Raw genomic sequence first — 23,207 nt, forward strand, 5'->3', positions numbered from 1 at the left:
ACAAATTTCCCTTGCCGGGGGATTGATCCCCTGGCAAAAGGAAGATATTTTATAATCAAATAATTCTAAAGTGTTTGGCCGCGTACCGTGAAAACGGCAATTACCCTGCGACAGGCGAACAAGCGGTCAGATTTAATATTAATAATACTAAAGTATATTGAAATTAAAAGTTCAATGTAGCCTGTAGCCCTGTGAAGGACGAAAGCATACAGAAAACAAGCCCCGGAGGTGATCGACATCTTCGGGGCTTCGTTTTTCCATCTCATTCATTCATATAAGCGCATAGAAATTCTGTCAAGTAGCGAAATAATGGCCGAAATTTGTCTCAACGATGGTCATTGGTGGTCGAAATGGACGTGAATGATGTCGGAAATAGCAGAAAAAAGGAGGGATTTGAACTGAAGAAACGATGGAAAAAGCCTCTTTTTTGCGTAGTTGAGCAAACTTTTGGACAGCAGGAGGGAGCATGGATAGAAATATCGGCGGAGGTTAATGACTTTGTTATCATTGTGCTACGAGTTATGGGGGTGGACGTGGTGGACGTTAAAATGCACTTTTGTAACTTTATATGTAATGGTCATTGGTATTAGGTAGAATAAAACCATTACCATTGTGTATAAAGTATTGAAAACGCAAAATAACGTCCACCACGTCCACCCCTTTTTGCCTCCCGTCCGAAAAAAACGGCTCCCGTCCCAAAAAATAGGGGGCGGGAGCCGTTTGGAAATTATACACGTATGTGTTTTTACTGATTCTTAATCCTGGCGTTCGCGGCGAGGACCACGGTCTCCGCGATCCTGACGGGGGCCACGATCTCCACGTTCCGGTCTCGGACCGCGTTCGGGTCTCGGCGGACGTTCTTCGTAACCTTCCGGTTTCGGCAGCAGGACTTTGTGGGATAATTTGAATTTGCCTGTCTTGGCGTCGATGTCTACCAACTTGACGCTGATAGTATCACCTTCTTTCAAACCGGCCTGTTCAACTGTTTCCAGACGTTTCCAGTCGATTTCGGAAATATGCAGCAGACCGTCTTTGCCCGGCATAAATTCAACGAACGCACCGTAAGGCATGACAGATGAAATCTTTCCTTCGTAAACTTCGCCGATTTCAGGAACCGCAACAATGCCTTTGATGGCGCGGATAGCAGCATCGATTGTTGCTTTATTTGTTCCGGAGATTTCGATTTTACCAACTCCGTCTTCTTCCTCGATAGCAATAACGGCGCCTGTTTTTTCCTGGATGCCCTGGATGATCTTACCGCCCGGACCGATTACGGCGCCGATAAATTCTTTACCGATCGTCATTGTTTCGATTCTCGGAGCGTGAGGTTTCAGATCCGAACGAACTTCCGGCTGGGCTTCTGTGATCTTGCCCAAGATGTGCATGCGGCCTTCTTTTGCCTGTGCCAATGCGTTTTCAAGAATTTCGTATGACAGACCGTCTACCTTGATGTCCATCTGGGTGGCAGTGATACCGTCTTTTGTGCCTGTTACCTTGAAGTCCATATCGCCCAAGTGGTCTTCATCGCCTAAGATATCGGACAGGATAGCGTAGTTCTGGCCTTTGTTTTCAGAGATCAGACCCATTGCGATACCGGATACCGGCTTCTTCATCGGGACGCCTGCATCTCTCAACGCCAGCGTGCCGGCACATACGGTTGCCATTGAAGAGGAACCGTTAGACTCTAAGATATCGGAGATCACGCGTACCACGTAAGGATAGTCTGTCGGGATCATCCGTTTCAATGCACGGTGAGCCAGGTTTCCGTGACCGACTTCGCGACGTCCTACACCGCGGGAAGCTTTTGCTTCGCCTGTAGAGAACGGAGGGAAGTTGTAATGTAACAGGAAACGTTCTTTTCCGTGGTTCAGTACATCGTCGATCATCTTTTCATCGGATTTTGTACCTAAAGTGACAGTCGAGAGTGACTGTGTTTCTCCACGTGTAAAGATTGCAGAACCGTGAGGACCGGGCAGACAGTCTGTTTCGATCCAGATCGGACGGATTTCAGTAGTCTTACGGCCATCCAGACGCTTTCCTTCATCCAGGATAGCACGGCGCATCGCTTCTTTTTCTACATCGTGGTAATAGCGGCCGATCATTTCGGCTTTTTCGTCCGTCAGCTCTTCTTCGGAGAACTGGGCTTTATATTCTTCAACGATTGCTTCGAATGCTTCGGCACGCTGATGTTTGTCTGTGCCGGATGTTGCAACGGCATAGGCCTTGGCATAACATTTTTCGTGTACGTCCTTGCGCAATTCGTCGTCGTTTACTTCGTGGCAGTATTCGCGTTTAACCAGTTTGCCGCAAGCTTCAGACAGTTCGAGCTGGGCCTTGCACTGTACTTTGATTGCTTCGTGTGCAACTTTGATAGCTTCCAGCATTTCCGATTCCTGGACTTCGTCCATTTCGCCTTCCACCATCATGATGTTGTCAAGCGTAGCACCCACCATAATATCAATATCTGCTTTTTCCAATTCAGAGAACGTGGGGTTAACTACATACTTGCCATCGATACGTGCGACACGGCATTCGGAGATCGGTCCGTTGAAAGGAATATCCGATACGGCCAATGCAGCGGAAGCCGCTAATCCGGCCAGCGCATCCGGCATATCTTCACCGTCAGCGGAGAATAATATAACATTCACATATACTTCGGCGTGATAATTATCCGGGAAAAGAGGACGGAGGGCGCGGTCAACCAAACGGGAAGTCAGGATTTCGTAGTCTGAAGCTTTACCTTCTCTTTTTGTAAAACCACCCGGAAAACGGCCAAATGCCGAGAATTTTTCTTTGTACTCTACTTGTAACGGCATGAAGTCAACACCCGGGTTTGCATCTTTAGCGGCGCAAACAGTTGCCAGCAACACGGTGTTGCCCATACGCACGGTAACTGAACCGTCCGCCTGTTTTGCCAATTTCCCGGTTTCGATGGTGATGGTTCTTCCATCAGCCAATTCGATCGTCTTGTTAATTGGATTAAGCATAATCTTTTTCTTATTTTTCTATCTGTAAAAATTGGTGCAAATGTAATGAAAGTTTATCTGTAAACGTGTGAAAATGAAAATAAAAAACATGAGAAATGCTCTTTTTTATAAAAATAGCGGGAAGATTTAGCGAATAATAGTGCCACAATTGTAAATTAATGTATATTTGCAGCGGATTAAAACAAGAAGTAAAGATATGATGAAACAAATATCCACACGACTGTTGACTGCTTTAGGACTGTGTATGTTCTTATTCTCAGCTTGTAACAACTCCTCCGAATTTACAGTGAAGGGAGTCGTGACAGGGGCTGACGGTCAGCTTATGTATTTAGAAAATGTCGGAATCTCGAATGTGGTGACACTCGATTCCATCAAGTTGGCTCCCGGCGGGAAGTTCAAGTTTACGGAAAAACGTCCTGAGTATCCGGACTTTTACCGGTTGCGTCTGAATAACCAGTTGATAAACTTCGCTGTCGATTCGACCGAAACTATTTCCTTCGTCGCTGACGCCGGTACTTTCGCAACTTCCTATTCTGTGGAAGGGTCTGAAAACTCAAAAGCGATAAAGACGATCACCTTGGCGCAATTGGATGCGAATCAGGCTATCAGCCGCCTGCGAAAGGAGTATGAAGATAAGATGATTTCAGATACGACCTATCGTACGAAGGTTTTGGCTGCTGCCGACGCTTATAAAGAAGTCGCGCGGAAATATATTTATTCGGCGCCGATGTCCACGGCAGCCTATTTTGCTTTGTTCCAGCAGATCGACGGTTTGTTGTTCTTTGATTTGTACGATAGGAATGATGTCAAAGCATACGGGGCGGTTGCAACCAGCTACGATCATACTTATCCGGAAAGCCCGCGTTCGAAACATTTGTACAACCTGACACTGCAATCCATGAAGGTCTTGCGCGCTCAACGTCCTGTCGATTACAGCAATGTGGAGACAAAGGAGATTTCATTCCTTGATATCGAATTGCCGGATGTTCGGGGCGAAGTGGTAAAACTGTCTACGGTTGCTCCCGGCAAGGCTGTTTTGATAAACTTTACGGCTTATCAGACAGAATGGTCGCCGGCTTTGAATATGGCATTGGGTGAATTGTACACGAAGTACCATGACCAGGGACTTGAGATTTATCAGGTATCGCTGGATAGTGATTTTCATTTCTGGAGAAACGGGGCGTCCCATTTGCCGTGGATTACTGTCCGCGACCCGCAGTCTGTTTATTCGCAGGTGGCAGGTTTGTATAATGTGAAACAACTGCCTGCTATTTTCATCCTTGACCGTAAGGGAAACCTGGTTAAGCGTGTCGAAGACGTGAAGAAACTGGAATCGGATGTGAAAAAGGTACTTTAATGTCCTGTTGCTAACATTCAGATTTATATGTTGTAAAGCACTTTGAAAAGGTTGCTGGTTTTAAAAAGATCGTTTATCTTTGCAAAGTCTGAAAATACAGAAAAAAGGAGTTCCGGCCAAGCAGTTGGTCGGGATTCTTTTTTTATTATGCAATAATCAATAATAACATTTTAAATAAATAGGAGGATTTAGTATGGCAGTGAGCTATATGACGAAAGATGGTTATGATAAGATTTTAGCTGAAATCAATTATCTGGAAACCGTGAAACGTCCGGAAATATCTGCCCAGATTGCAGAGGCCCGTGACAAAGGAGATTTGTCTGAAAATGCTGAGTATGACGCAGCAAAGGAAGCACAAGGTATTATGGAAGCAAAGCTTGCCCAGTTGAAGGGCTTGATCTCTAATGCCCGCCTGATAGACGAAACTCGTGTTCAAACAGACGAAGTTCAGATCCTTAACAAGGTGAAGATCAAGAACACCAAGAATAATGCAGTCATGACGTACACTTTGGTCTCAGATTCGGAAGCAAACCTGAAAGAAGGCAAGATTGCGGTCAGCACTCCGATTGCGCAGGGGCTGATGGGGAAAAAGGTAGGCGATATTGTGGAAATCAAAGTCCCATCCGGTATGATGAGCTTTGAAATTATGGATATATCGATTTAATAATATAACGTTATGGCATCTATATTCAGTAGGATTGTGGCGGGTGAGATCCCTTGCCATAAAGTTGCGGAAGACGAAGAGTTCTTCGCTTTTCTGGACATCAACCCGGTAGCTGCCGGCCATACGCTGGTGATACCGAAAAAAGAGGTCGACTATATTTTCGACATAGATGATCCTATGCTCGGACGTATGATGGCATTTGCCAAACGGGTGGCTCGTGCACAGGAAGCTGCTATTCCCTGCAAACGGGTCGGTTTGGCTGTAATGGGTCTGGAAGTCCCTCATGCGCATATTCATTTAATTCCGATCCGGAAGGAGTCGGATATGTATTTTGGCGGAAAAAAAATGGAGGTTACCCAGGACGTGCTCGCAGACACCGCTGCACGGATAAGAAATGCCTTTAAATAAATGATGTAAAGTCTTTTTGATATAAAAACTTTATGTATATTTGTAACCGCTTCTTCCTCTGTATGACAATATTGAGAGGGAAGAAGCGGTTTTTTGGTAAAGATTCATTAGTGGTTTTTACTCATAAATTTGTTAACCTTAGAAGAAAGGCCCTCCTTGTGAAAGGACGGCCTTCTTTTTTAAACACACAATCATCGTTATACGCAATTTCTTAATCTACTTTGGTTATGGAACCGCTCCCGACAATGCTCTTTTCCTTTATCTCCGGATTCCCTTTGTACCGGATAGTTCCGCTTCCGGCCATTTTGGTGGATATTGCTTTATTTACGGTAATCTCGATATGGGTACTGCCGGCGGCCTTGCAATTAAGTTTTTCGGTTTCCAGGTCGAACGCTTTGATTTTGCAGCTACCGGCATTTTTCATGTTCATATTTTCTGTTTTACCGCTTAGATAGACCGTTCCGCTACCAGCAATTTCGCAATCTAAGCGAGTGATAGTGATAGAATCGGCTCTTATGGTTCCTCCTCCTGCAAATTTAATTTCCAGTTTGTCGCCGGTGATACCTTTGCCTAAGTCGCAATTGCCTCCGCCTGCCATTTTAAACTTTTTCAGGGCGGTCGAGTTGGTTGTCACAATAAGGCGGGTAGGGTTGATGCCGGTATGCCTGTTTTTGGGGCGAACGACCAATTCTTTGCTATTGGAATTGATTTCCAGGATATCCATGATATTCTGGTCTGTTTCAACTTTCAAATAGGGGGCGTCGTCCGATTGCATATACTTGAGGTCGATGTTTTCTCCCTCGATTTGTATCTCATCGTAATCCCCTATCGGGATTTCCTTGCTTACGACATTGCCGTCTCCGGAAACTTTGTTTATATGGCAGGAGCATAAAAGCCCTGCCATGAGCGTGAATGCCAGTATAAATGAATATGACTGTTTCATAATCGTACTGTTTAATGGATTATATATTGAAAAAATTATACCAGGGCAATGTGCTCCATCCGTTTATTCCGGTCTGATAGAAGTAGATGATGCATAGTACCACGGATACTAACCATAAGATCAGCAGCGTCCATTTTGCCGTGTTGGGCAATGGCTTTGCTTTGAACAACTGCATGCAGATTGCATATACCAGGGCAAAGATAGGGATGCCGATCAGCAGGATGAAACCGATACATCCCATGATGGCCAATGGAATAGGCGCTCCCGCTATCAGATCGGCTCCGAATGGCGACAATTGATATAGGAAGCCTGTACCTCCGGCAATAAGGGCAAAGGTGACGACAACCAATATAAAGGCAACAAGCAATAATGGCGGCAGCAGAATGATCCCGATCAGTATGGCCAGGAATTTGAGGATGAAACCTACCACGCCGACAAACAAGTCTGCTAATTTTTGCAGAAAGCTTCTCGGCTTGTCGGAACTCATATAATCATTTACATTATTGCTAACCTTCTCGAAACCGTCCGTAACCGTTTTGCCTATGTTTTCGAGGGTGACACTTTGTCCGCGCATCATCAGCTTGTCGGCTGCGGTCCGTGCCAATGGCATTACCAGCCATAATATAAGGTACAGGATGATGATCGGTGCATAAGGAATGAAAAGCAGGATAATCATGGCAAGGCGTACGGCCGTCACATCCCATCCCATATAAGCGGCGATACCGCCGGCTACACCTCCCAATACCCGGTTATCCGGATCGCGCATCAGCTTTTTCGGACCTCTGGGGATTTCTTCTTCCTGGAAGGCGTGCGTTTTGGCTTCTTCCTTATATTCTTTTTCTTCTTCACCTTCGAACAATTCTTCCGGCTTGCCCATGCGCTTGATCACTTCTTCGACATGCTCGATCGTGATCACTTCATGGCCCAGCCGAACCCGTTCGTTGAACAGTTCGGAGATACGCATTTCAAAATCGTTCATAATTTCTTCCGAACCCTCTTCTTTGCGGAAGTGGATGCGGAGGTTTGCCAGATATTTATCGAGCAGTTGATATGCATCTTCGTCAATGTGGAAAACCGTTCCTCCCAAATTAACTGTCAGTGTCTTCTTCATTGTTTTCTGATTTTAATTGTTTCTGATGTGGTTTATTGTATCGTTCAGTTCCTGCCAGGATGTTTCCAGTTCCCCAAGGAATTCTTCTCCCTTCGGGGTGAGCTGGTAATACTTGCGAGGCGGTCCTTGAGTAGATTCTATCCACTGGTAACTTAACAGTTCGCTGTTCTTTAATCTTGTCAACAGAGGATATAGGGTCCCTTCCACTACGATCAATTTAGCTTCCTGTAACTTCTGGATAATGTCAGAGGTATACGCCGGCTCTTTTTTGAGGAGCAATAGGATACAATATTCCAATGTCCCCTTTCTCATTTGTGATTTTACGTTCTCTGCATTCATTTTATTTTGTTTTACGCTACAAATATATGTATTGCCTATGTACTATGCAATACATACTACTATGTTTATCCTAAATTAACATTAATATTGCACAAATCGGACGTTTTTGTGTAAAAAATAGGCTAATCTCATGACAAATAGAATAGAAAACTGTACTTTTGCACCATCAATTCAAAACAAAGAATTATGATTTACTACCATTATGCCGAATTGGTTCATCGACAGGCAGAAAAATATGGTTCCCGTACTGCATTGAAACATCGTGATAATGCAACCGGGAAATGGTTAAAAATATCTTGGAAGGAATTCTCTGAAAAAGTGATGCTTACGGCTAAGGCAATGGCCGAATTCGGGATAGGAGTACAGGAGAATATCGGGGTTTATTCGCAGAATATGCCACAATGCTTTTATACGGATTTCGGAGCATACGCGAACCGTGTGGTTTCTATTCCGATGTACGCGACAAATTCTCCGGGACAGATCGAGTATATAATCAATGATGCCCATATACATACTTTGTTTGTCGGCGAACAGTTGCAGTATAATAATGCATTCAAGGTGCAGAAAGATTCTCAATACCTGAAGCGCCTGGTTGTGTTTGATCCGGCTGTCAAGTTGAACCCGGAAGACAAGGCTTCGATTTATTTTGACGATTTCCTGCGGCTGGGCGATAATGCGCATGCCGAGACAACGGTAAAGATCCGCATGAACGAAGCGGTCCCGGAAGACCTGGCTACCATTATATATACTTCCGGGACGACCGGCGAGTCGAAAGGGGTGATGCTCCCTCATTCCAGTTATCTGGAAGCCATGCGTATCCATGACATCCGTCTCCCGATGGTAACGGATAAGGACCTTTCCATGTGCTTCCTGCCGCTGACTCATATTTTTGAAAAGGCGTGGTCTTACTATTGCCTGCATAAGGGAGTGGTGATTGCGATCAATCAAGATCCTAAAATGATCCAGAAGACATTGCCGGAGGTACATCCTACATTGATGTGCAACGTCCCTCGTTTCTGGGAGAAGGTATATTCCGGTGTGCACGAAAAGATCAACTCGTCGTCTCCCGCCATGAAGAAAATATTTTTGGATGCTATCGAAACCGGACGCAAGTATAACCTGGAATATAAGAATAAAGGCATCCCGGCTCCTTGCGGGTTGAAGCTGAAGTTCGGAATGTATAATAAGACCGTTTTCAATTTGCTGAAACGGGTGTTAGGGATCGAACGCGGCCGTTTTTTCCCGGTGGCCGGTGCGCCGCTTTCGGATACGGTCAATGAGTTTTTGCAGTCTGTCAATATCCCTATTGTGTATGGTTACGGTTTGAGCGAGACGACGGCGACCGTCTGTTTCTATCCTGAAATCGGATTTCAGTTCGGTTCGATCGGGGAAGTCATGCCGGATGTACAGGTACGGATCGATCCGGAGAATAGCGAGATCCTGGTAAAAGGCAAGACTGTGATGTCCGGTTACTATAATAAACCGGCTGAGAATGAGAAGGCGTTTACAGAAGACGGCTACTTCCGCACGGGAGATGCCGGGCGTATGGAAGGGAACACGTTGTTCTTTACCGAACGTATCAAAGACTTGTATAAAACGTCGAATGGCAAATACATCGCTCCGCAAGCGATTGAAATGGTTATGAGCGGTGACCAATATATCGAACAGATTGCTGTTATCGGTGACCAGCGTAAGTTTGTCAGTGCGTTGATCGTTCCCGCTTATCCGTTACTGGAAAAATATGCCGAAGAAAAGGGACTATCTGCCGGTAGCCGGGAAGAGCTTGTCCGGAATAAGGAAATCCTTCGCCTGATCGAGACACATATAGAGGAAAACCAGAAGAACCTGGCTTCTTATGAGAAGATCAAGCGTTTCACCTTGTTGCCTGAACCTTTTGCGATGGGGTGCGAACTGACGGATACGCTCAAGCTCCGCCGTTCTGTTATTTTGAAGAAATACGCGGATTCAATCGAAAAGATGTATGAAGAAGTTTCGACTCCTTCCTGATCATCCTTGGGAAGCGTGGCGATAACAAAAGCCCGACGGGAAATAAACTCCCCGTCGGGCTTTTGTCATTTCGGTAGAAAAAAGAGGAGTCTTGTGAGCAAATAGAAACGTTAAAAAATATTACTATTGCGGCTGATTCCGAATACATGCGGTAGAAATCCGATTTAGATGGGGTAGTAGTGACATTTTGATAGTCAGGAAAATTGAGTATCTTTGCCGGACAAATTTAAAAACAAGAATTTTTATGATCACATCAGACCAACTACACAATGTGTTGGAGCGCGAGCAAGCGCTGAGGGGGTATCTTTGACATAGATGGTAAGACCATCCAGTTAGAAGAAGAAGAGTTGCGCACTCATGATCCCGGTTTCTGGGAAGATGCCAAACGGGCAGAAGTCCAGATGAAGAAAGTAAAAGAACTGAAAAAGTGGATCGAACTTTACAACGAGGTTCATGCTGCAGCGGAAGAATTGCAGTTGGCTTATGATTATGTAAAAGAAGGGATCGTCAGCGAAGAAGAAGTTGATGAGGCTTATGGCAAAGCCATCCAGTTGGTGGAAAGCCTGGAATTCCGCAATATGTTGCGCCAGGAAGCCGACCAGATGAGTTGTGTGCTGAAGATCAACTCCGGTGCCGGCGGTACGGAAAGCCAGGACTGGGCTTCCATGTTGCTCCGTATGTATACGCGTTGGGCGGAGTCGAACGGATATAAGATTTCCGTCGCCAACTACCAGGAAGGAGATGAGGCCGGTATTAAGACGGCGACTCTCAACATCGAGGGCGACTATGCTTACGGGTATTTGAAGGGCGAAAACGGCGTGCATCGTCTGGTTCGTGTCTCTCCTTATAATGCACAAGGCAAGCGAATGACTTCATTTGCTTCTGTCTTTGTAACCCCGCTGGTCGACGATACGATCGAGGTGAAGATCGATCAGGCTGCCATCTCCTGGGATACGTTCCGTTCGGGAGGGGCCGGTGGGCAGAATGTGAACAAGGTGGAATCCGGCGTACGTCTGCGCTATCAGTTTAAAGATCCTTACACGGGCGAGGAAGAAGAAATCCTGATCGAGAATACGGAAACCCGCGACCAACCCAAGAACCGCGAGAACGCGATGCGACAGTTGCGCTCGATCTTGTACGATAAGGAATTGCAACATCGTATGGAAGAACAGGCGAAGGTGGAAGCCGGGAAGAAGAAGATCGAATGGGGTTCCCAGATCCGTAGCTACGTGTTCGACGACCGCCGTGTGAAAGATCATCGGACGAACTATCAGACATCCGACGTCAACGGTGTGATGGATGGTAAAATCGATGATTTCATCAAGGCTTACCTGATGGAGTTCGGTGCAGAGGAATCTGCTGAAAAGTAAGTTTTCTACATTAACATTTGCATATCTCGATTATAAATCGTAATATTGCACCCGATTTCAGAGCCACGCTCTGAACAGGTCCTATAGCTCAGTTGGTTAGAGCACCTGACTCATAATCAGGGAGTCCTTGGTTCAAGCCCAAGTGGGACCACTTTTAATAATGGTTTACAAAAGGAGATTGCCTATAGCAGGCGGTCTCCTTTTTTTATTTTGCAGATGTTCAGTTGTTTATGTTGTTCTCCGGAATAAGTGTTTTAACGAATTATTGGTTGTGGATGTAGGTAATTAGCATAAATGTAGGTAAGAAGATGGCGACTTATCGGATTTATCAAAAGGGGGAAAACGCCAAGGCTCTTATGTAGGAACATTATAATAAAATAATAATATTATAATGTTATTATTATGTTCTTCCCGGAGTTAGTCGTATATTTGCGGTGTAATACCATATCCCTGTAAAAAGTGATATGATAAATGTAATAATAAACTAACACACGGAGGTTTGAAAGATGGAAAGTAAAATCATTAAAGTGGGTACATCATTAGGACTAATCATTCCTGGACTTATGGTAAAGGAGTGTGATTTGAAATATGGCTCCAAAATAGAAATTGAACTAAAAAAAGGTGAACTGATAATTAAGAAGAAGGACTCAGTTCGAGAAGGTTGGGATGAAGCGTTTGCGCAATATGCAAAGGAAGGCGAAGACAAACAATTTCTGCCTGATGTTCTCGACTCTGAAGCTGATATGCTTTTGTAATCTTTTGCGGGTATGTTACTACAATAAATTATATCTAATTAAAAAAATGTCTATGAACAGGTCTGAAATTTATACTGTGAATCTTGATCCGACGATTGGGACCGAAATAAAGAAAACAAGACCGTGCGTAATTGTTTCTCCTGATGAGATGAATGCGCACCTTTTGACCGTTCAAGTAGTCCCCTTGACCTCGAAGGAAAGGAATATACCTTCAAGGGTGAAGATAGCATCTGCTTTGGCATCAGGATTAAAAGCTGATAGCTTTGCTGCTTTAGATCAACTTAAAACGATTGATAAACAAAGATGTGTGTCTTTCATTGGTAAAATATCCGAAGCTGAAGCTATGGAGATAGCTGATGTTTTATGTAAAATGTATCAGTATTAGATTCTTCTCACCCAAAGTGTACAACCCAAAGAGCAAGCTGCGCATGCCATAAAGACAATCCCCGTCGTAACCATCGTATTGCCCAGCCCGACTAAAGGAGACACCAATCCACCGAACCCGAAGCCGATCGTACCTAATAAAGCCGAAGCCGTGCCGGCATGCTCGCGTTCGCATTCCATTGCCAGGGCGGTAGTCGAGGTGAAAGAAAAGCCCATCATGAAAAGCAAGGCGATCAGCAATCCCTCGTATATCCAGAAATTGCAATTCTGATTCATGGTTATACATACGATAACGGAAAGGACAAGCATGCCTATACTGCTGACGAGCGTACTGTTTTCCGGCTGGCGGAATTTAACGGATAAGCCGGCGGCTAACCCGATCGCAACCGCATTGGCCGCGAAACAGATACTGAATCCGAAAGCGGAAAACCCGTAATGCTCCTGCACAATGAAAGGAGAAGAGGCAATATAGGTGAACAACACGCCCTGTGCAAATCCGAATTGAAGGACGTATGCCATATAACGCCGGTTTCGTAATACCCGACCGAAACTGGCAAACACGTTGCGCCACTTGGTTGCCCTGCGTTGTTCTTTTGGTAGCGATTCCCGGAATAGCCGGCTTCCCAGTAACAGGATGATTCCTAATGCCAGCAGCACCCAGAAGATACCTTTCCAGCCGATCCCTTCCGTCAAGCCCCCTCCGATGATCGGGGCGGCTACGGGAGCGACTCCGTTGATAGCCCCGATTATCGCAAGCGTCTTTGCTAATTCCTTTCCTGTGAACATATCTGTCGCGACAGAACGGGAGATTACGATACCGCCGGCGCCTGCAACCCCTTGTAGCAAGCGCAGCATTACAAACATCTCGATAGTGGGGGCAAAGATGCAACCTATCGTAGAAATGATAAAAAGATACATGGCTGCCAGCAATGGCGGGCGGCGTCCGTACTTATCACTTAGCGGGCCGAAAAAGATCTGTCCAGCCGCCAGCCCGATCATACTGGCTGTTAAGCCCAATTGTACCAACGAGGGTGTAGTCCTGAAATATTCCCCCATCAAAGGCAGACTGGGGAGGTACATGTCCGTGACAAACGGCCCGAATGCCGTCAACATCCCTAACAGGGTAAGGAGAAAAAGCTTGGAATTCCCATTTTTACTTTGTATGTCAATCATCTTTTTTCTTTTTTGTCTGATAAAACATGCAAAGGTACGTTCAAACGGGCAAGTACGATTGTCTAAAATATCCGTTTCTTTGGTTATTATCGGTCGCTTTTCAATACCGGATTCCCACTTCTTCACCTTCCCATTTGTCACAGAATACGGAAACAGGGAAATTGTTTTCATTATACTTATAGGTATAGGTTACGGTGGAGATATTTCCTTCTCTGTTTTCGGATGTTATCTTGGTTATATTATTCCGGCGGTTCAGGAACTGGATATTCTCAAAGTCATTCGAGTTGACATATTGATAGTACCACCAGCCTAAAAAGCACATGGGGAATTCCAGATGGCTGATACTGCCGGAAGCGTTATCATATTCGTAGGTATATTTTACCAGCAAGTTTGATTCGTTGTCGAACACTTCCTGCTTGAGCAGTTGCCGGGTGGCAGGATCGAAGGTCAGGAGAGCATACCGGTCGCCTTCCTTTATCTGCTTTTCTCCGTCTGCCGTTTGTTGGTAAATACCGGCGAAGGTTACTTTGAACGGCAATCCGTTCGTGTCGAGTTCGATCTCTTCCCTGTAACCGAAGTCTCCTGCCGGTTCGCCGCCTCTGCTGACTTCGTAGGTCTTGTCTCCGGTCTTGTCAAAATGCACCCAGGCATGTCCGTCGGCGACATCTTTGGGAGGCGTGTAGGATATGCCGGAAAATTCTCCGTCCTCATAATTGAAATGAGCTGCATGTCCGTCCGGATATTGAATCCGGTCGAACCGATTGCCGGAGTAAACGAAAGAAGCGGTAACCTGCCCGTTTGAAAGAAGGGCACTGGGCCGCCCGTCTATGCCTGTCAGCTCGATGCCGTCATTATCACTGCAGGAAGATAGACACAATCCGGCCATCAACAGGATGGCGGATGAAATAGTCGAAAGTAACTTGTTCATACTGATATCTGGTGTTTGTTTCTAATAATATGATGAATGGGAAGGAAAAAGGGTTGCATCATCTTGTATATTTTTCTTTGAGGATGTTTATATTTTGCTATTTTTGTGGAATGCTATAACCATCCGGTGGCTCGGATATAAAAAAGTAAGAAAATGGCAAAAGCGAATGTTACTTTGTATACGCTCATCGGAGATCCTGGCCGTGTCGTGAAAGCAATTCAGGAACGTTTTAAGGAGATGACTGAAGAACTTGTTTGTGAGGATGAAACGGTCGACCTGACTTTGCCGGATGGAACGCATGTCATCTTCTCGATCAAGCATCGGCAGAGCAAGCCGGATTTTATTGCTTCGCATACGTCCGGTATGGCCAATTATTTTTCTCAGGTGGAGACACCGCTGGCTGAACTGAAAGAAAATGTCTTGCGCCAGATACGCGTGTTCAACTGTGTGACGGGCATCACTTTCGATCTGGACGACAATGAAGACCGGACGAACTATATCCTGAACCGTTTGTTCGAGATTGCCGGAGACGTGACAGGCTTTCTGCTCTATCCGAGCATGCAGATCTTTACCGGTGAAGGAAAACTCCTTTTCTCTGTCAAAGGTGAAAGCCAGTTGACCGAGTTTATCCCGGTAGGGAATGCCGATTTACTGGATGGAAACCGGCCGGAAGAAGCTCAGGCCGATGTGGAAAGGCGTTTGCGCTCGATCGCGCTGCTCGAAGAGAAGCATATCCCTTATATGGAATATTTGCGTAGTGAAGCATTGGAAAGCGAAGCTCGTCTAAGAAGCCGGAAGGATATGGTACAACGGGCTGCTGCATTGTTTGCCGTAGCTCTCTATTCGGAAGTCATGCTCTCGGAAGGTTCAGGACGGGAAGAAGCTCTGTTCTATTTTAATAAGATGGAACAGTTATACGAGGTAGAATCCTTTATGACGCCCGGCGAAAAGGCGTATATCGATAATCCGAACCCGGAAGAACAGGAATGTATCCAGTTCGGATGGCGTTACGAATGTGTTGGTGTCCTGCTTTGGGCGGCAGGTGTTGTGGATGATTTGCCTTATCCGTCCGAGATTGTCGATGTTCCTGTCATCGCCGCCATTTTCTGGCAACATAAAGGCATCGGTGAACTGCTTTCGAAAGGTTTTCCCCGTCCGCAGTCCGAAATATTGGATGCTGCCGATATTACACTTCGGTATGATTGGGCTTGTGTGGAAGCGCGAATTCATGGAAAAGAAGCTCCGGCTTCACTAAATGGGGGCGTTGTTATGGAACGGCATTATGCCTTTAACTGGATTATCGGGGCGAATGGCGGTGCAGATTGGGATGATATCCAACCGAATACATGATATTAAATCTATCACGATATGAATAAACTATGGACTGCTGTAATACTTGTTCTTGGATTTGCATCCTGTTCCTCCAAGCAGGATGAATTGAGGACAGACTTTGAGAATCCACCGGAAGAATATCGCCCGATGCCGTTCTGGCATATCAACGGGCACATGACCCGTGCGGGCATCGAGAAAGAAGTGGGAGAAGCGAAAAGCCTTTCCGGCTTCGGAGGGGTGACGGTTTTGCCTGTCAGCCCCGGTACGCAATGGGGGACAGGTAAACCTTGTCCGGGAACCGAACCCGCTTATTTGAGTGACGAATATTTCGAACGCTATGCCGATATTCTTGATATTTCCGAAAAACAGGGCACGCAGGTTATCCTCTACGACGATATTGATTTCCCAAGCGGTTCGGCTGGCGGACGGTTACGCAAGGAATACCCGCAGTACGTCCGTAAATACCTGTCGAAAGAAGAATTTACGGTGAAAGGAAACCAACCGGTCAGCCGTCAACGTAAAGATACGGCATCTGTCCTGGCTGCCGTTTCCGCTTTGAATGAGCAGACGCGCGAGGTGCTGGACCTGGGGCCTTATATGAATGGTAACACCTTGACGTGGAAAGCTCCTGCCGGAGAATGGCGCGTGATGTTTTTCAACTGTGGCGTCAGCATGGATTCTTATCACGGGAACCTGGTGGATTATATGCAGCCCGAAGCAGTCTCCCAATTATTGGAAATGACCTATGGCGAATATGATAAGCGTTTCAATCGCTATTTCGGCAATGTGATTACGAAGACTTTCTTTGACGATGTGGGCTTTGTCCATCAGGAGAATGCATGGACGCCTGCCATTACCGGCATTTTTAAGGAGAAATACGGAAAGAACCCGGCGTTGTATTATCCGGCTTTGTTCTACGACATCGGACCGGAGACGGGTGCGGCGCGTGTCGCTTTCTTCGATATCCGCTCCGAACTGATGGCTGAAGGGTATGTGAAACAAGTATCGGAATGGTCGGGCAAACGGCGCTTGAGCAGCATGGGGCATCCGCCTGAAAACTACAGCCCTAACTCGGTGGTGGCGAACGGGGATATCTTGAAGTATTACCGGCATGTGCAGATACCGTTGTTGGATGCTATCTTTTTCTATGGCCGTGGCCTGAATGGCTTTAAACAAATCAGTTCGGCTGCCGACCGGGGAGATAAGCCGGTTGTGGGAGCCGAGTTGTGCGGCGCTTTTCCTGCGGATATGGATTCGCTGACTTTATACCGTGTGGCTCTTGAAGCGATGGTGCGGGGTGTCAGTTTTGTCGTGCCTCATGGAATGTGGTATACGACGGATGCGGACAAGATTCGCATCCCGCCGTTGATTGCTCCTGAAAATCCGTTGCTGCGGGATGCGTTGCCGAATTATAGTGCCTGTGTGGGCCGTTCCTGCCTCATCCTCCAAGGGGGCCGCCGGGTTTCGGACATCGCTTTGCTATGGCCGATCACTGCAATTCAGGCTGAAACGTATATAAACCGGGATGCCAATTCCGGCCTTCCGGTGGCAAACTGGTTGCCGGAGCACGTCAATCATCATGTACTGAGCGACCTGTTGACCAATAAACTTCGTCGTGATTTCACCTTTGTCCATCCGGAAGATTTGTGCAACGGCAAGATTACGGCTACCGGCAGTGAACTGGTCTTGAATAATGAAACGAATATCCAGCATTACAAAGTTCTTTTAATGCCGGGCGGCGATGTGATTTCGGCCGAAACGATGAAAGCGATCAAGCAATACTATGATAATGGGGGAAAAGTGGTTGCCACCTCTTCCCTTCCGAAGCGTGCCGCTGAATTTGGGAGAGATGAGGAAGTTGTTCGTCTGGTTACCGAAATGTTCGGTATCGACCCGTCTCAGGAAAGCTATTCGGACAAGTTCAATTCCAATGCAAACAAAGGTCGCTTGGCATTTCTGCATAATCCGACTCCCGAAACCCTTGCAGATTTGTTTACGCGCTGGGAGCTTCGTGCAGATATTGCTTTCGATGAATCGACTATACCGCCTGCTCAGATCGGTTTCCTGAATTATATTCATAAACAGAAGAAAGGCCGCGATTTTTATTACATCACCAATACGACCGGAAATACGGTTCACACGACCGTCTCTCTGCGTGGCAAATTCGACAATCTTGAATCCTGGAACCCGCACACCGGCAAAATCGAGCCCATTCGAAATTTCGAATTCGCCAAACAACCGGATGGCGGTTATGTGACAAACATCAAACTCTCGATGCCGCAAGTGTCGGGGGTGTTTATTGTGGGAAAGATGAAGGAATAAATAGAAAAGTAGAATAAATCCTTATATTTGTGTTTGATTAGATTATAATAAACAGAAATGTAAAGGATGTCGAGAGCTTCTGTAGATAAAAAAGACTTAAAAGATTTCGAGCAGTTATTCCATCAACTACAACCCCGGCTTTATGCCTATTGTTGTAAATATGTTGAAGATAACGAGCTCGCAAGGGATATTGTGCAGGAGTGTTTCATCAATTTGTGGGAAAATTATGAGAGTGTACAAATTTCTTATGAGTTTTATTTATTTAAGGCTGTACATAATCGTTGTTTGTCTTATTTTCGTTCAGAACGCATTCATACGGAATATGCAAGTTCTGTAAAGATGAGGATTAAAGAACTTGAAATACACCCTGAATTGCCTTATCCCCTGACTGAACTTTATGTGAAAGAGGTCAATACTTTACTCAAGGAGAGCGTTTCCAAGCTCCCTGAAAAATGTCGCTTGATTTTCATGATGAGCCGCTATCAGAATATGAAAAACCAGGAAATAGCCGATACTCTGGGTATTAGTGTCCGTACTGTAGATGCTCAGATATATAATGCTTTGAAAATATTAAAGATAAAATTGAAAGATTATTTGCCGATACTGATGCTGCTGTTCCCCCATTTTTTTGCAAAATAAAAAAAAAGTATACTTTTTTCTAAGTAGTAATCCTGACTTGTGCGTCATTCTTACAAAGAGCATGAGTTATGGAAGAATCAACCGATATATTAATTGTTTCTTATCTGAAAGGAGAGGCTACCAATGACCAGCAAAAAGAGTTATTGGCTTGGCTTGAGTTGAGTGAAGAAAACCGATTCTATTTCCGTTCAATCAAGGATGTTTATGATCTGGGACGGATAGAGTCTGATATACGTGACAGCCAAGTTGATCGGCAATGGCATAAATTTCTCGATAAAGTTTTTCCTGTGTATAATACAAATAGTTGGTTGAGAATAGGTCATATATTACTTCGTTATGCCGCTGTTTTTGCTTTCGGTCTTATTTGTATGCAATTGATTTCTTATTTTATTGGTGACAAGGAAACTTATTCGAAAGTGACCAAAGTAGAAACCGGGGTCGGTGAACGTTCAAAGGTGAGTTTGCCGGATGGTTCGATTGTTTGGGTGAATGCCTGTAGCTCGATTAGTTATGATGAATCTTTCGGGAAAGAGAATCGTACAATTCGAATGAGGGGAGAAGCTTTTTTTGACGTAGAGAAGGATCAGTCCAAACCATTCCTCGTTCATGCAGAACCTTTTACTTTCCGCGTTACTGGAACTTCTTTTAATGTATATGCTTTTGATGAAGAAGATGAAATAAGTCTTGCATTGATAGAAGGATCTGTAACTGCCGAAAAAGGTTCTTATATGGAGAAACTTCGTCCAGGGGAAGTTTTGGTTTATGATAAAACACAAGCGAAAATTAGTCATAGAAAGCTTATTTCCAGTTCATATACAGCCTGGCGCTATGGAGAGATGTTTTTTGATAAAATGACTTTCGAAGATTTGACTCGTCGGTTGGAACGTAATTTCAATGTAAAATTTAAATTTGAGAATCAGAAGATCAAGAAAGAATCTTTCGGAGGTTCATTTCGTAAATATGAATCGCTGGAAACCATTATGAGAGTGATCAGTACAAGTACTCCTGTGAAATACCGGATAGAAAAGGATACTGTGTACATTAAATAATGAGTCGTTAACATTAAATCTGATATGGAGGAATTGCCTATGGTATAGAAGAAAGAGAGAAACAGATAAAAAACCGGGATAAGTGCCACCTTATCCCGGCTCTAATATCAAACAACAAAATTATTGTCTAATATCTAATCGTACAACAAAGATATGAAAAAAGAATATTTAATCAAAGGTGTCAAACTTTTGATACCACAAAAAATATGGCTAAAAATGAAGCTGATAACAATCTTTTTATTCCTTGTTACATTCTGCTTGCAGGCCAATAACACGTATTCTCAAAATGCAACTGTTAACCTGAATTTAGAGAATGTGTCCTTGACGGACGTTTTCAGAGAAATAGAGAAACAGTCGGATTACCGCTTTTTCTTTAATAACACGGTTTTGAATGCAGTGAAGAAACAAAATGTGAAAACAGGAGAGAAGAGTATTACTGCAGTCCTGGACCAGCTTTTTGAGGGAACAGATATCGGTTATAAATTGATCGATCGCTATATTGTCATAACTTCAAAGAAAGAAGATGTAAGTAACTTATTGGCAAGATCTGATGCTTCTATACAGATCGTGGGATTGGTTACAGATGAGAATGGTGAACCGATATCAGGTGCGAGTGTAAGTTTGAAAGGTTCGACTGTCGGGGCAATTACCGATATAGATGGAAAATATACAATCAGTGTGCCGACAACAAAGTCGGTATTGGTCTTTTCTTTTATCGGCTATGTATCTCAGAATATTATAGTGGGTAGTCGCTCTGTTATCAATGTGAAATTAAAAGAAGATAACCAATTGATCGATGAAGTAGTGGTTATTGGCTATGGTTCTGTTAGAAAGAGCGATTTGACAGGTTCCGTTTCTCAAGTTCGTTCTACTGTCCTTGAGAACCAAGCTGTTCTTCGTGATCCGGTACAAGGATTGCAGGGGAAGGTCGCAGGTCTGGATATCACAGTCGGTAATAAACCGGGTGATACATCTACGCCCATTATCCGTGGTTATAATTCCTTGAATGCAGGTAACGATCCGTTGATCGTTCTGGATGGGGCTCCCTTTGGAGGGAAGATATCTGATATAAATCCGGCGGAAATCGAAGCGATAGACGTGTTGAAGGATGCTTCTTCAACAGCTATTTATGGTTCAAGAGGCTCTAACGGGGTTATCATCATTACGACAAAAAGGGGAAAAATGGACGGAAAGGTGTCTGTATCCTATGATGGATTTGTCGGTATATCCAAATCGTTTAAAGATTACAATATGATGTCCGGTGATAAATGGGCAAATTATTTGAGAGCTGCCAATCCGGGAAAAACCGATGCAGAATTGTTTGTGGGTGTTACGGATATTCTTGAAAGTCGGAACTTTGTAGATTGGCAAGAAGAAATGTTTTCCGGAACCGGTTTTCAAACAGATAATAATGTTACGGTGAATGTTGGTAAAGACAATATGTCGAATTTGATCGTATTAGGATATAATAAAAACCAGAGTATAATCGACAACATGTCAAGCGAACGTTTCAGTATGCGCTTGAATGGGGATGTCAGGCTTTTTGATCGGTTGAAATTAGGATATTCAGCTATGTATTCCCACCGTAAGACCGATAATGGGAATAATAGCGTATTCTTAAATGGTACGACCTTGAACCCTGTCACTCGGATATACGATGATGAAGGTGCACTACAATACTATCCGAGCCCTTATTGTGAAAGTTTCATGCAGATAAATCCGAAGTATTACGTGAGTGATGAATATTTGGAAAATCAATCATTTAGGGATCGCGCTTTCTTTAATTTCTCTGCAGAGTTGGATATCATCGACGGATTGAGTTTCCGTACAAGCTTGACTCCGGACTTCCAGTTTATAGAAGATGGTAATTACAACAGTCCGTATATGAACTTGATGTCATATAATTCATTATCATACAAAAAGACAACAGAAAAATCTTTGACTTTTACGAATATATTGAAGTATGACAAACAGATCGGTATTCATAATCTGAGTGTATCGGCGGTACACGATATGCAAACATATACTACGGATTATCTGCAATTGACAGGTTCTGATGTCCCTTATTATGGTAAGTGGTACAATGTGAATGAAGCACCGGATATTTTCGAACGTAAATCATCTTACAACAAGTGGTCATTGCTTTCATTTATGGGACGTATCAACTATACGTTGAAGGATAAGTATTTGCTTACTTTGACTGGACGCTATGATGGGTCATCCCGTTTGGCTAAGGGCAATAAATGGGATTTTTTCCCTTCAGTAGCTTTGGCATGGCGTATTAATTCCGAACCTTTTATGCAGAATGTTGATGTAATTTCTAATCTGAAAATGAGATTGAGTTGGGGTAATACAGGCAATACAGCAATAAATAGTTATTCTACTTTAGGTGCATTTTCTAAATATCCGTATGTCATGGGAGTCGGAGAAGAATCTGCAATGGGTTATTTGCCTAAAGAACTGTCTAATCCAAGTTTAGGCTGGGAACGTACAGAAGAGTATAATATAGGTTTTGATTTTGGTTTCTTCCGGAACCGTATCGAGGGTACTGTGGATTTATATCGTCGTGATACTCATGATCTGTTGATGAAACGCTTGTTACCGATTACTACCGGATATAATGAAACTTGGCAAAATATTGGAAAAACAAGAAATACCGGTGTGGAAGTTGCCTTGAATACGGTTCCTTTTGTGAATAAAAATTGGGAATGGACAGTCGGCTTGACTTTTGCTTATAATAAAAATGAGATTGTGGAATTATATGATGGTTTGACACAAGATAGAGGTAATAAATGGTTTGTAGGTGAACCTCTTCAAGTCGAACTTCTGTACAAATATGACGGAGTTTGGCAAACGGAAGAGGCTGAAGAAGCTAAAAAATATGGATATGTGCCCGGTAATCCAAAAGTAAAAGATGTCAACCAAAATGGGAAGTACGATCAGGAAGATCAGTTTATTTATAATAAAATTCCGAAGTTTACCGGAGGTCTGAATACGACACTTAAGTATAAGAATTTAGATTTGAACTTGTATTTATATAGTCGTATCGGTTATGGACAAAAAATAGGATTGTTGACCTATGAGGCAGGTTCTTCACGTATGAACCACCTTGATGTTGATTTCTGGACACCGGATAATCCGTCGAATACATTCCCTAAGCCGGTAGGATCCAATACTCAACCGCTTCTGGAACAGAGCGATTATGCTTATCGTAATTTGTCCTTCCTGCGTTTGAAGAATATCAATCTGGGATATACTTTCCCTGCACAAATGATTGAAAAAATTAAAGCAAATCGTTTGAGAGTTTATTTAGCTGTTGATAATCCATTTGTTTGGACTTTTAACAATTTTGAAGGGCTTGATCCTGAGAACTGTTATGCTTATGATAGCCATAGGCCTTTGACTTCTTTTGTTTTTGGGCTGAATGTTTCATTTTAAA

General features: G+C 44.1%; 18 protein-coding genes and 1 tRNA gene. 13 read left to right on the forward strand and 6 right to left on the reverse strand.

Features of this window, described 5'->3' with window-relative positions; genetic code table 11:
* Positions 1-755 precede the first annotated feature (755 nt).
* Positions 756-2,987, reverse strand: coding sequence for a polyribonucleotide nucleotidyltransferase (pnp, locus tag H8S65_RS08110; protein WP_186929486.1), 2,232 nt, complete (start codon positions 2,985-2,987; stop codon positions 756-758).
* Between the two features lie 199 nt (positions 2,988-3,186).
* Between pnp and H8S65_RS08115 the strand changes: the two genes are divergently transcribed.
* The 3 genes from H8S65_RS08115 to H8S65_RS08125 all read left to right on the forward strand — a co-directional run bounded on the left by H8S65_RS08115 (position 3,187) and on the right by H8S65_RS08125 (position 5,416).
* On the forward strand, positions 3,187-4,344 hold the full coding sequence (locus H8S65_RS08115; RefSeq protein WP_186929512.1) for a TlpA disulfide reductase family protein: 1,158 nt from the start codon (positions 3,187-3,189) through the stop codon (positions 4,342-4,344).
* A gap of 193 nt (positions 4,345-4,537) precedes the next feature.
* Entirely contained in the window at positions 4,538-5,008 is a 471-nt protein-coding gene (greA, locus tag H8S65_RS08120; protein ID WP_005645641.1) for a transcription elongation factor GreA, read from the forward strand.
* 12 nt (positions 5,009-5,020) lie between these two features.
* Positions 5,021-5,416, forward strand: a complete 396-nt coding sequence (locus tag H8S65_RS08125; protein ID WP_186929487.1) for an HIT family protein — start codon at positions 5,021-5,023, stop codon at positions 5,414-5,416.
* 211 nt (positions 5,417-5,627) lie between these two features.
* Here H8S65_RS08125 and H8S65_RS08130 read toward each other — a convergent pair whose 3' ends face one another.
* The 3 genes from H8S65_RS08130 to H8S65_RS08140 are packed head-to-tail and all read right to left on the reverse strand — an operon-like array spanning position 5,628 to position 7,809.
* Positions 5,628-6,359, reverse strand: coding sequence for a head GIN domain-containing protein (locus H8S65_RS08130; RefSeq protein WP_186929488.1), 732 nt, complete (start codon positions 6,357-6,359; stop codon positions 5,628-5,630).
* A 19-nt stretch (positions 6,360-6,378) separates the two neighbouring features.
* Positions 6,379-7,470, reverse strand: a complete 1,092-nt coding sequence (locus H8S65_RS08135; protein WP_186929489.1) for a PspC domain-containing protein — start codon at positions 7,468-7,470, stop codon at positions 6,379-6,381.
* A 12-nt stretch (positions 7,471-7,482) separates the two neighbouring features.
* Positions 7,483-7,809, reverse strand: a complete 327-nt coding sequence (locus H8S65_RS08140; RefSeq protein ID WP_005635619.1) for a PadR family transcriptional regulator — start codon at positions 7,807-7,809, stop codon at positions 7,483-7,485.
* A gap of 186 nt (positions 7,810-7,995) precedes the next feature.
* On the opposite strand from H8S65_RS08140, the gene H8S65_RS08145 reads away from it, so the two are divergent.
* The 5 genes from H8S65_RS08145 to H8S65_RS08165 all read left to right on the forward strand — a co-directional run bounded on the left by H8S65_RS08145 (position 7,996) and on the right by H8S65_RS08165 (position 12,326).
* Entirely contained in the window at positions 7,996-9,816 is a 1,821-nt protein-coding gene (locus tag H8S65_RS08145) for an AMP-dependent synthetase/ligase (protein ID WP_186929490.1), read from the forward strand.
* A gap of 244 nt (positions 9,817-10,060) precedes the next feature.
* Positions 10,061-11,186 (forward strand): peptide chain release factor 2 gene (prfB, locus tag H8S65_RS08150; protein WP_186929491.1). Its coding sequence is split into 2 segments (ribosomal slippage): positions 10,061-10,123 and positions 10,125-11,186, totalling 1,125 coding nucleotides; the frame shifts between segments, so codons are not numbered across the junction.
* A gap of 77 nt (positions 11,187-11,263) precedes the next feature.
* Positions 11,264-11,337: transfer RNA gene (locus tag H8S65_RS08155), tRNA-Ile, on the forward strand.
* Positions 11,338-11,692: 355 nt separating this feature from the next.
* Positions 11,693-11,941 (forward strand): AbrB/MazE/SpoVT family DNA-binding domain-containing protein, encoded by a 249-nt coding sequence (locus H8S65_RS08160; RefSeq protein ID WP_186929492.1) that lies wholly within the window; start codon positions 11,693-11,695, stop codon positions 11,939-11,941.
* Positions 11,942-11,993: 52 nt separating this feature from the next.
* Positions 11,994-12,326 carry a type II toxin-antitoxin system PemK/MazF family toxin gene (locus tag H8S65_RS08165; protein WP_222616257.1) on the forward strand — a complete coding sequence of 111 codons (333 nt, stop codon included), beginning with the start codon at positions 11,994-11,996 and terminating at the stop codon, positions 12,324-12,326.
* On the opposite strand, the gene H8S65_RS08170 is transcribed toward H8S65_RS08165, so the two are convergent.
* The gene (locus H8S65_RS08170) at positions 12,323-13,498 is read right to left on the reverse strand and encodes a multidrug effflux MFS transporter (protein ID WP_186929494.1); all 1,176 of its coding nucleotides are present in this window, start codon (positions 13,496-13,498) and stop codon (positions 12,323-12,325) included. The two genes, H8S65_RS08165 and H8S65_RS08170, sit on opposite strands and share 4 nt — an antisense overlap.
* Positions 13,499-13,598: 100 nt before the next feature.
* Complete coding sequence (locus H8S65_RS08175) at positions 13,599-14,426, reverse strand: hypothetical protein (RefSeq protein WP_186929495.1); 828 nt, start codon at positions 14,424-14,426, stop codon at positions 13,599-13,601.
* Between the two features lie 153 nt (positions 14,427-14,579).
* On the opposite strand from H8S65_RS08175, the gene H8S65_RS08180 reads away from it, so the two are divergent.
* From H8S65_RS08180 to H8S65_RS08200, 5 genes are all read left to right on the forward strand, one after another.
* Positions 14,580-15,776, forward strand: coding sequence for a DUF4272 domain-containing protein (locus H8S65_RS08180; RefSeq protein ID WP_186929496.1), 1,197 nt, complete (start codon positions 14,580-14,582; stop codon positions 15,774-15,776).
* A gap of 18 nt (positions 15,777-15,794) precedes the next feature.
* The gene (locus H8S65_RS08185; RefSeq protein ID WP_186929497.1) at positions 15,795-18,080 is read left to right on the forward strand and encodes a glycosyl hydrolase; all 2,286 of its coding nucleotides are present in this window, start codon (positions 15,795-15,797) and stop codon (positions 18,078-18,080) included.
* Positions 18,081-18,146: 66 nt separating this feature from the next.
* Complete coding sequence (locus H8S65_RS08190; protein ID WP_186929498.1) at positions 18,147-18,719, forward strand: RNA polymerase sigma-70 factor; 573 nt, start codon at positions 18,147-18,149, stop codon at positions 18,717-18,719.
* A gap of 68 nt (positions 18,720-18,787) precedes the next feature.
* The gene (locus H8S65_RS08195) at positions 18,788-19,768 is read left to right on the forward strand and encodes a FecR family protein (protein ID WP_186929499.1); all 981 of its coding nucleotides are present in this window, start codon (positions 18,788-18,790) and stop codon (positions 19,766-19,768) included.
* A 153-nt stretch (positions 19,769-19,921) separates the two neighbouring features.
* A complete protein-coding gene (locus H8S65_RS08200) occupies positions 19,922-23,206 on the forward strand; it encodes a TonB-dependent receptor (RefSeq protein ID WP_186929500.1) in 3,285 nt (1,094 codons plus the stop codon).
* Position 23,207 lies beyond the last annotated feature (1 nt).

It is taken from the genome of Parabacteroides hominis (assembly GCF_014287585.1).
Classification (GTDB): domain Bacteria; phylum Bacteroidota; class Bacteroidia; order Bacteroidales; family Tannerellaceae; genus Parabacteroides; species Parabacteroides hominis.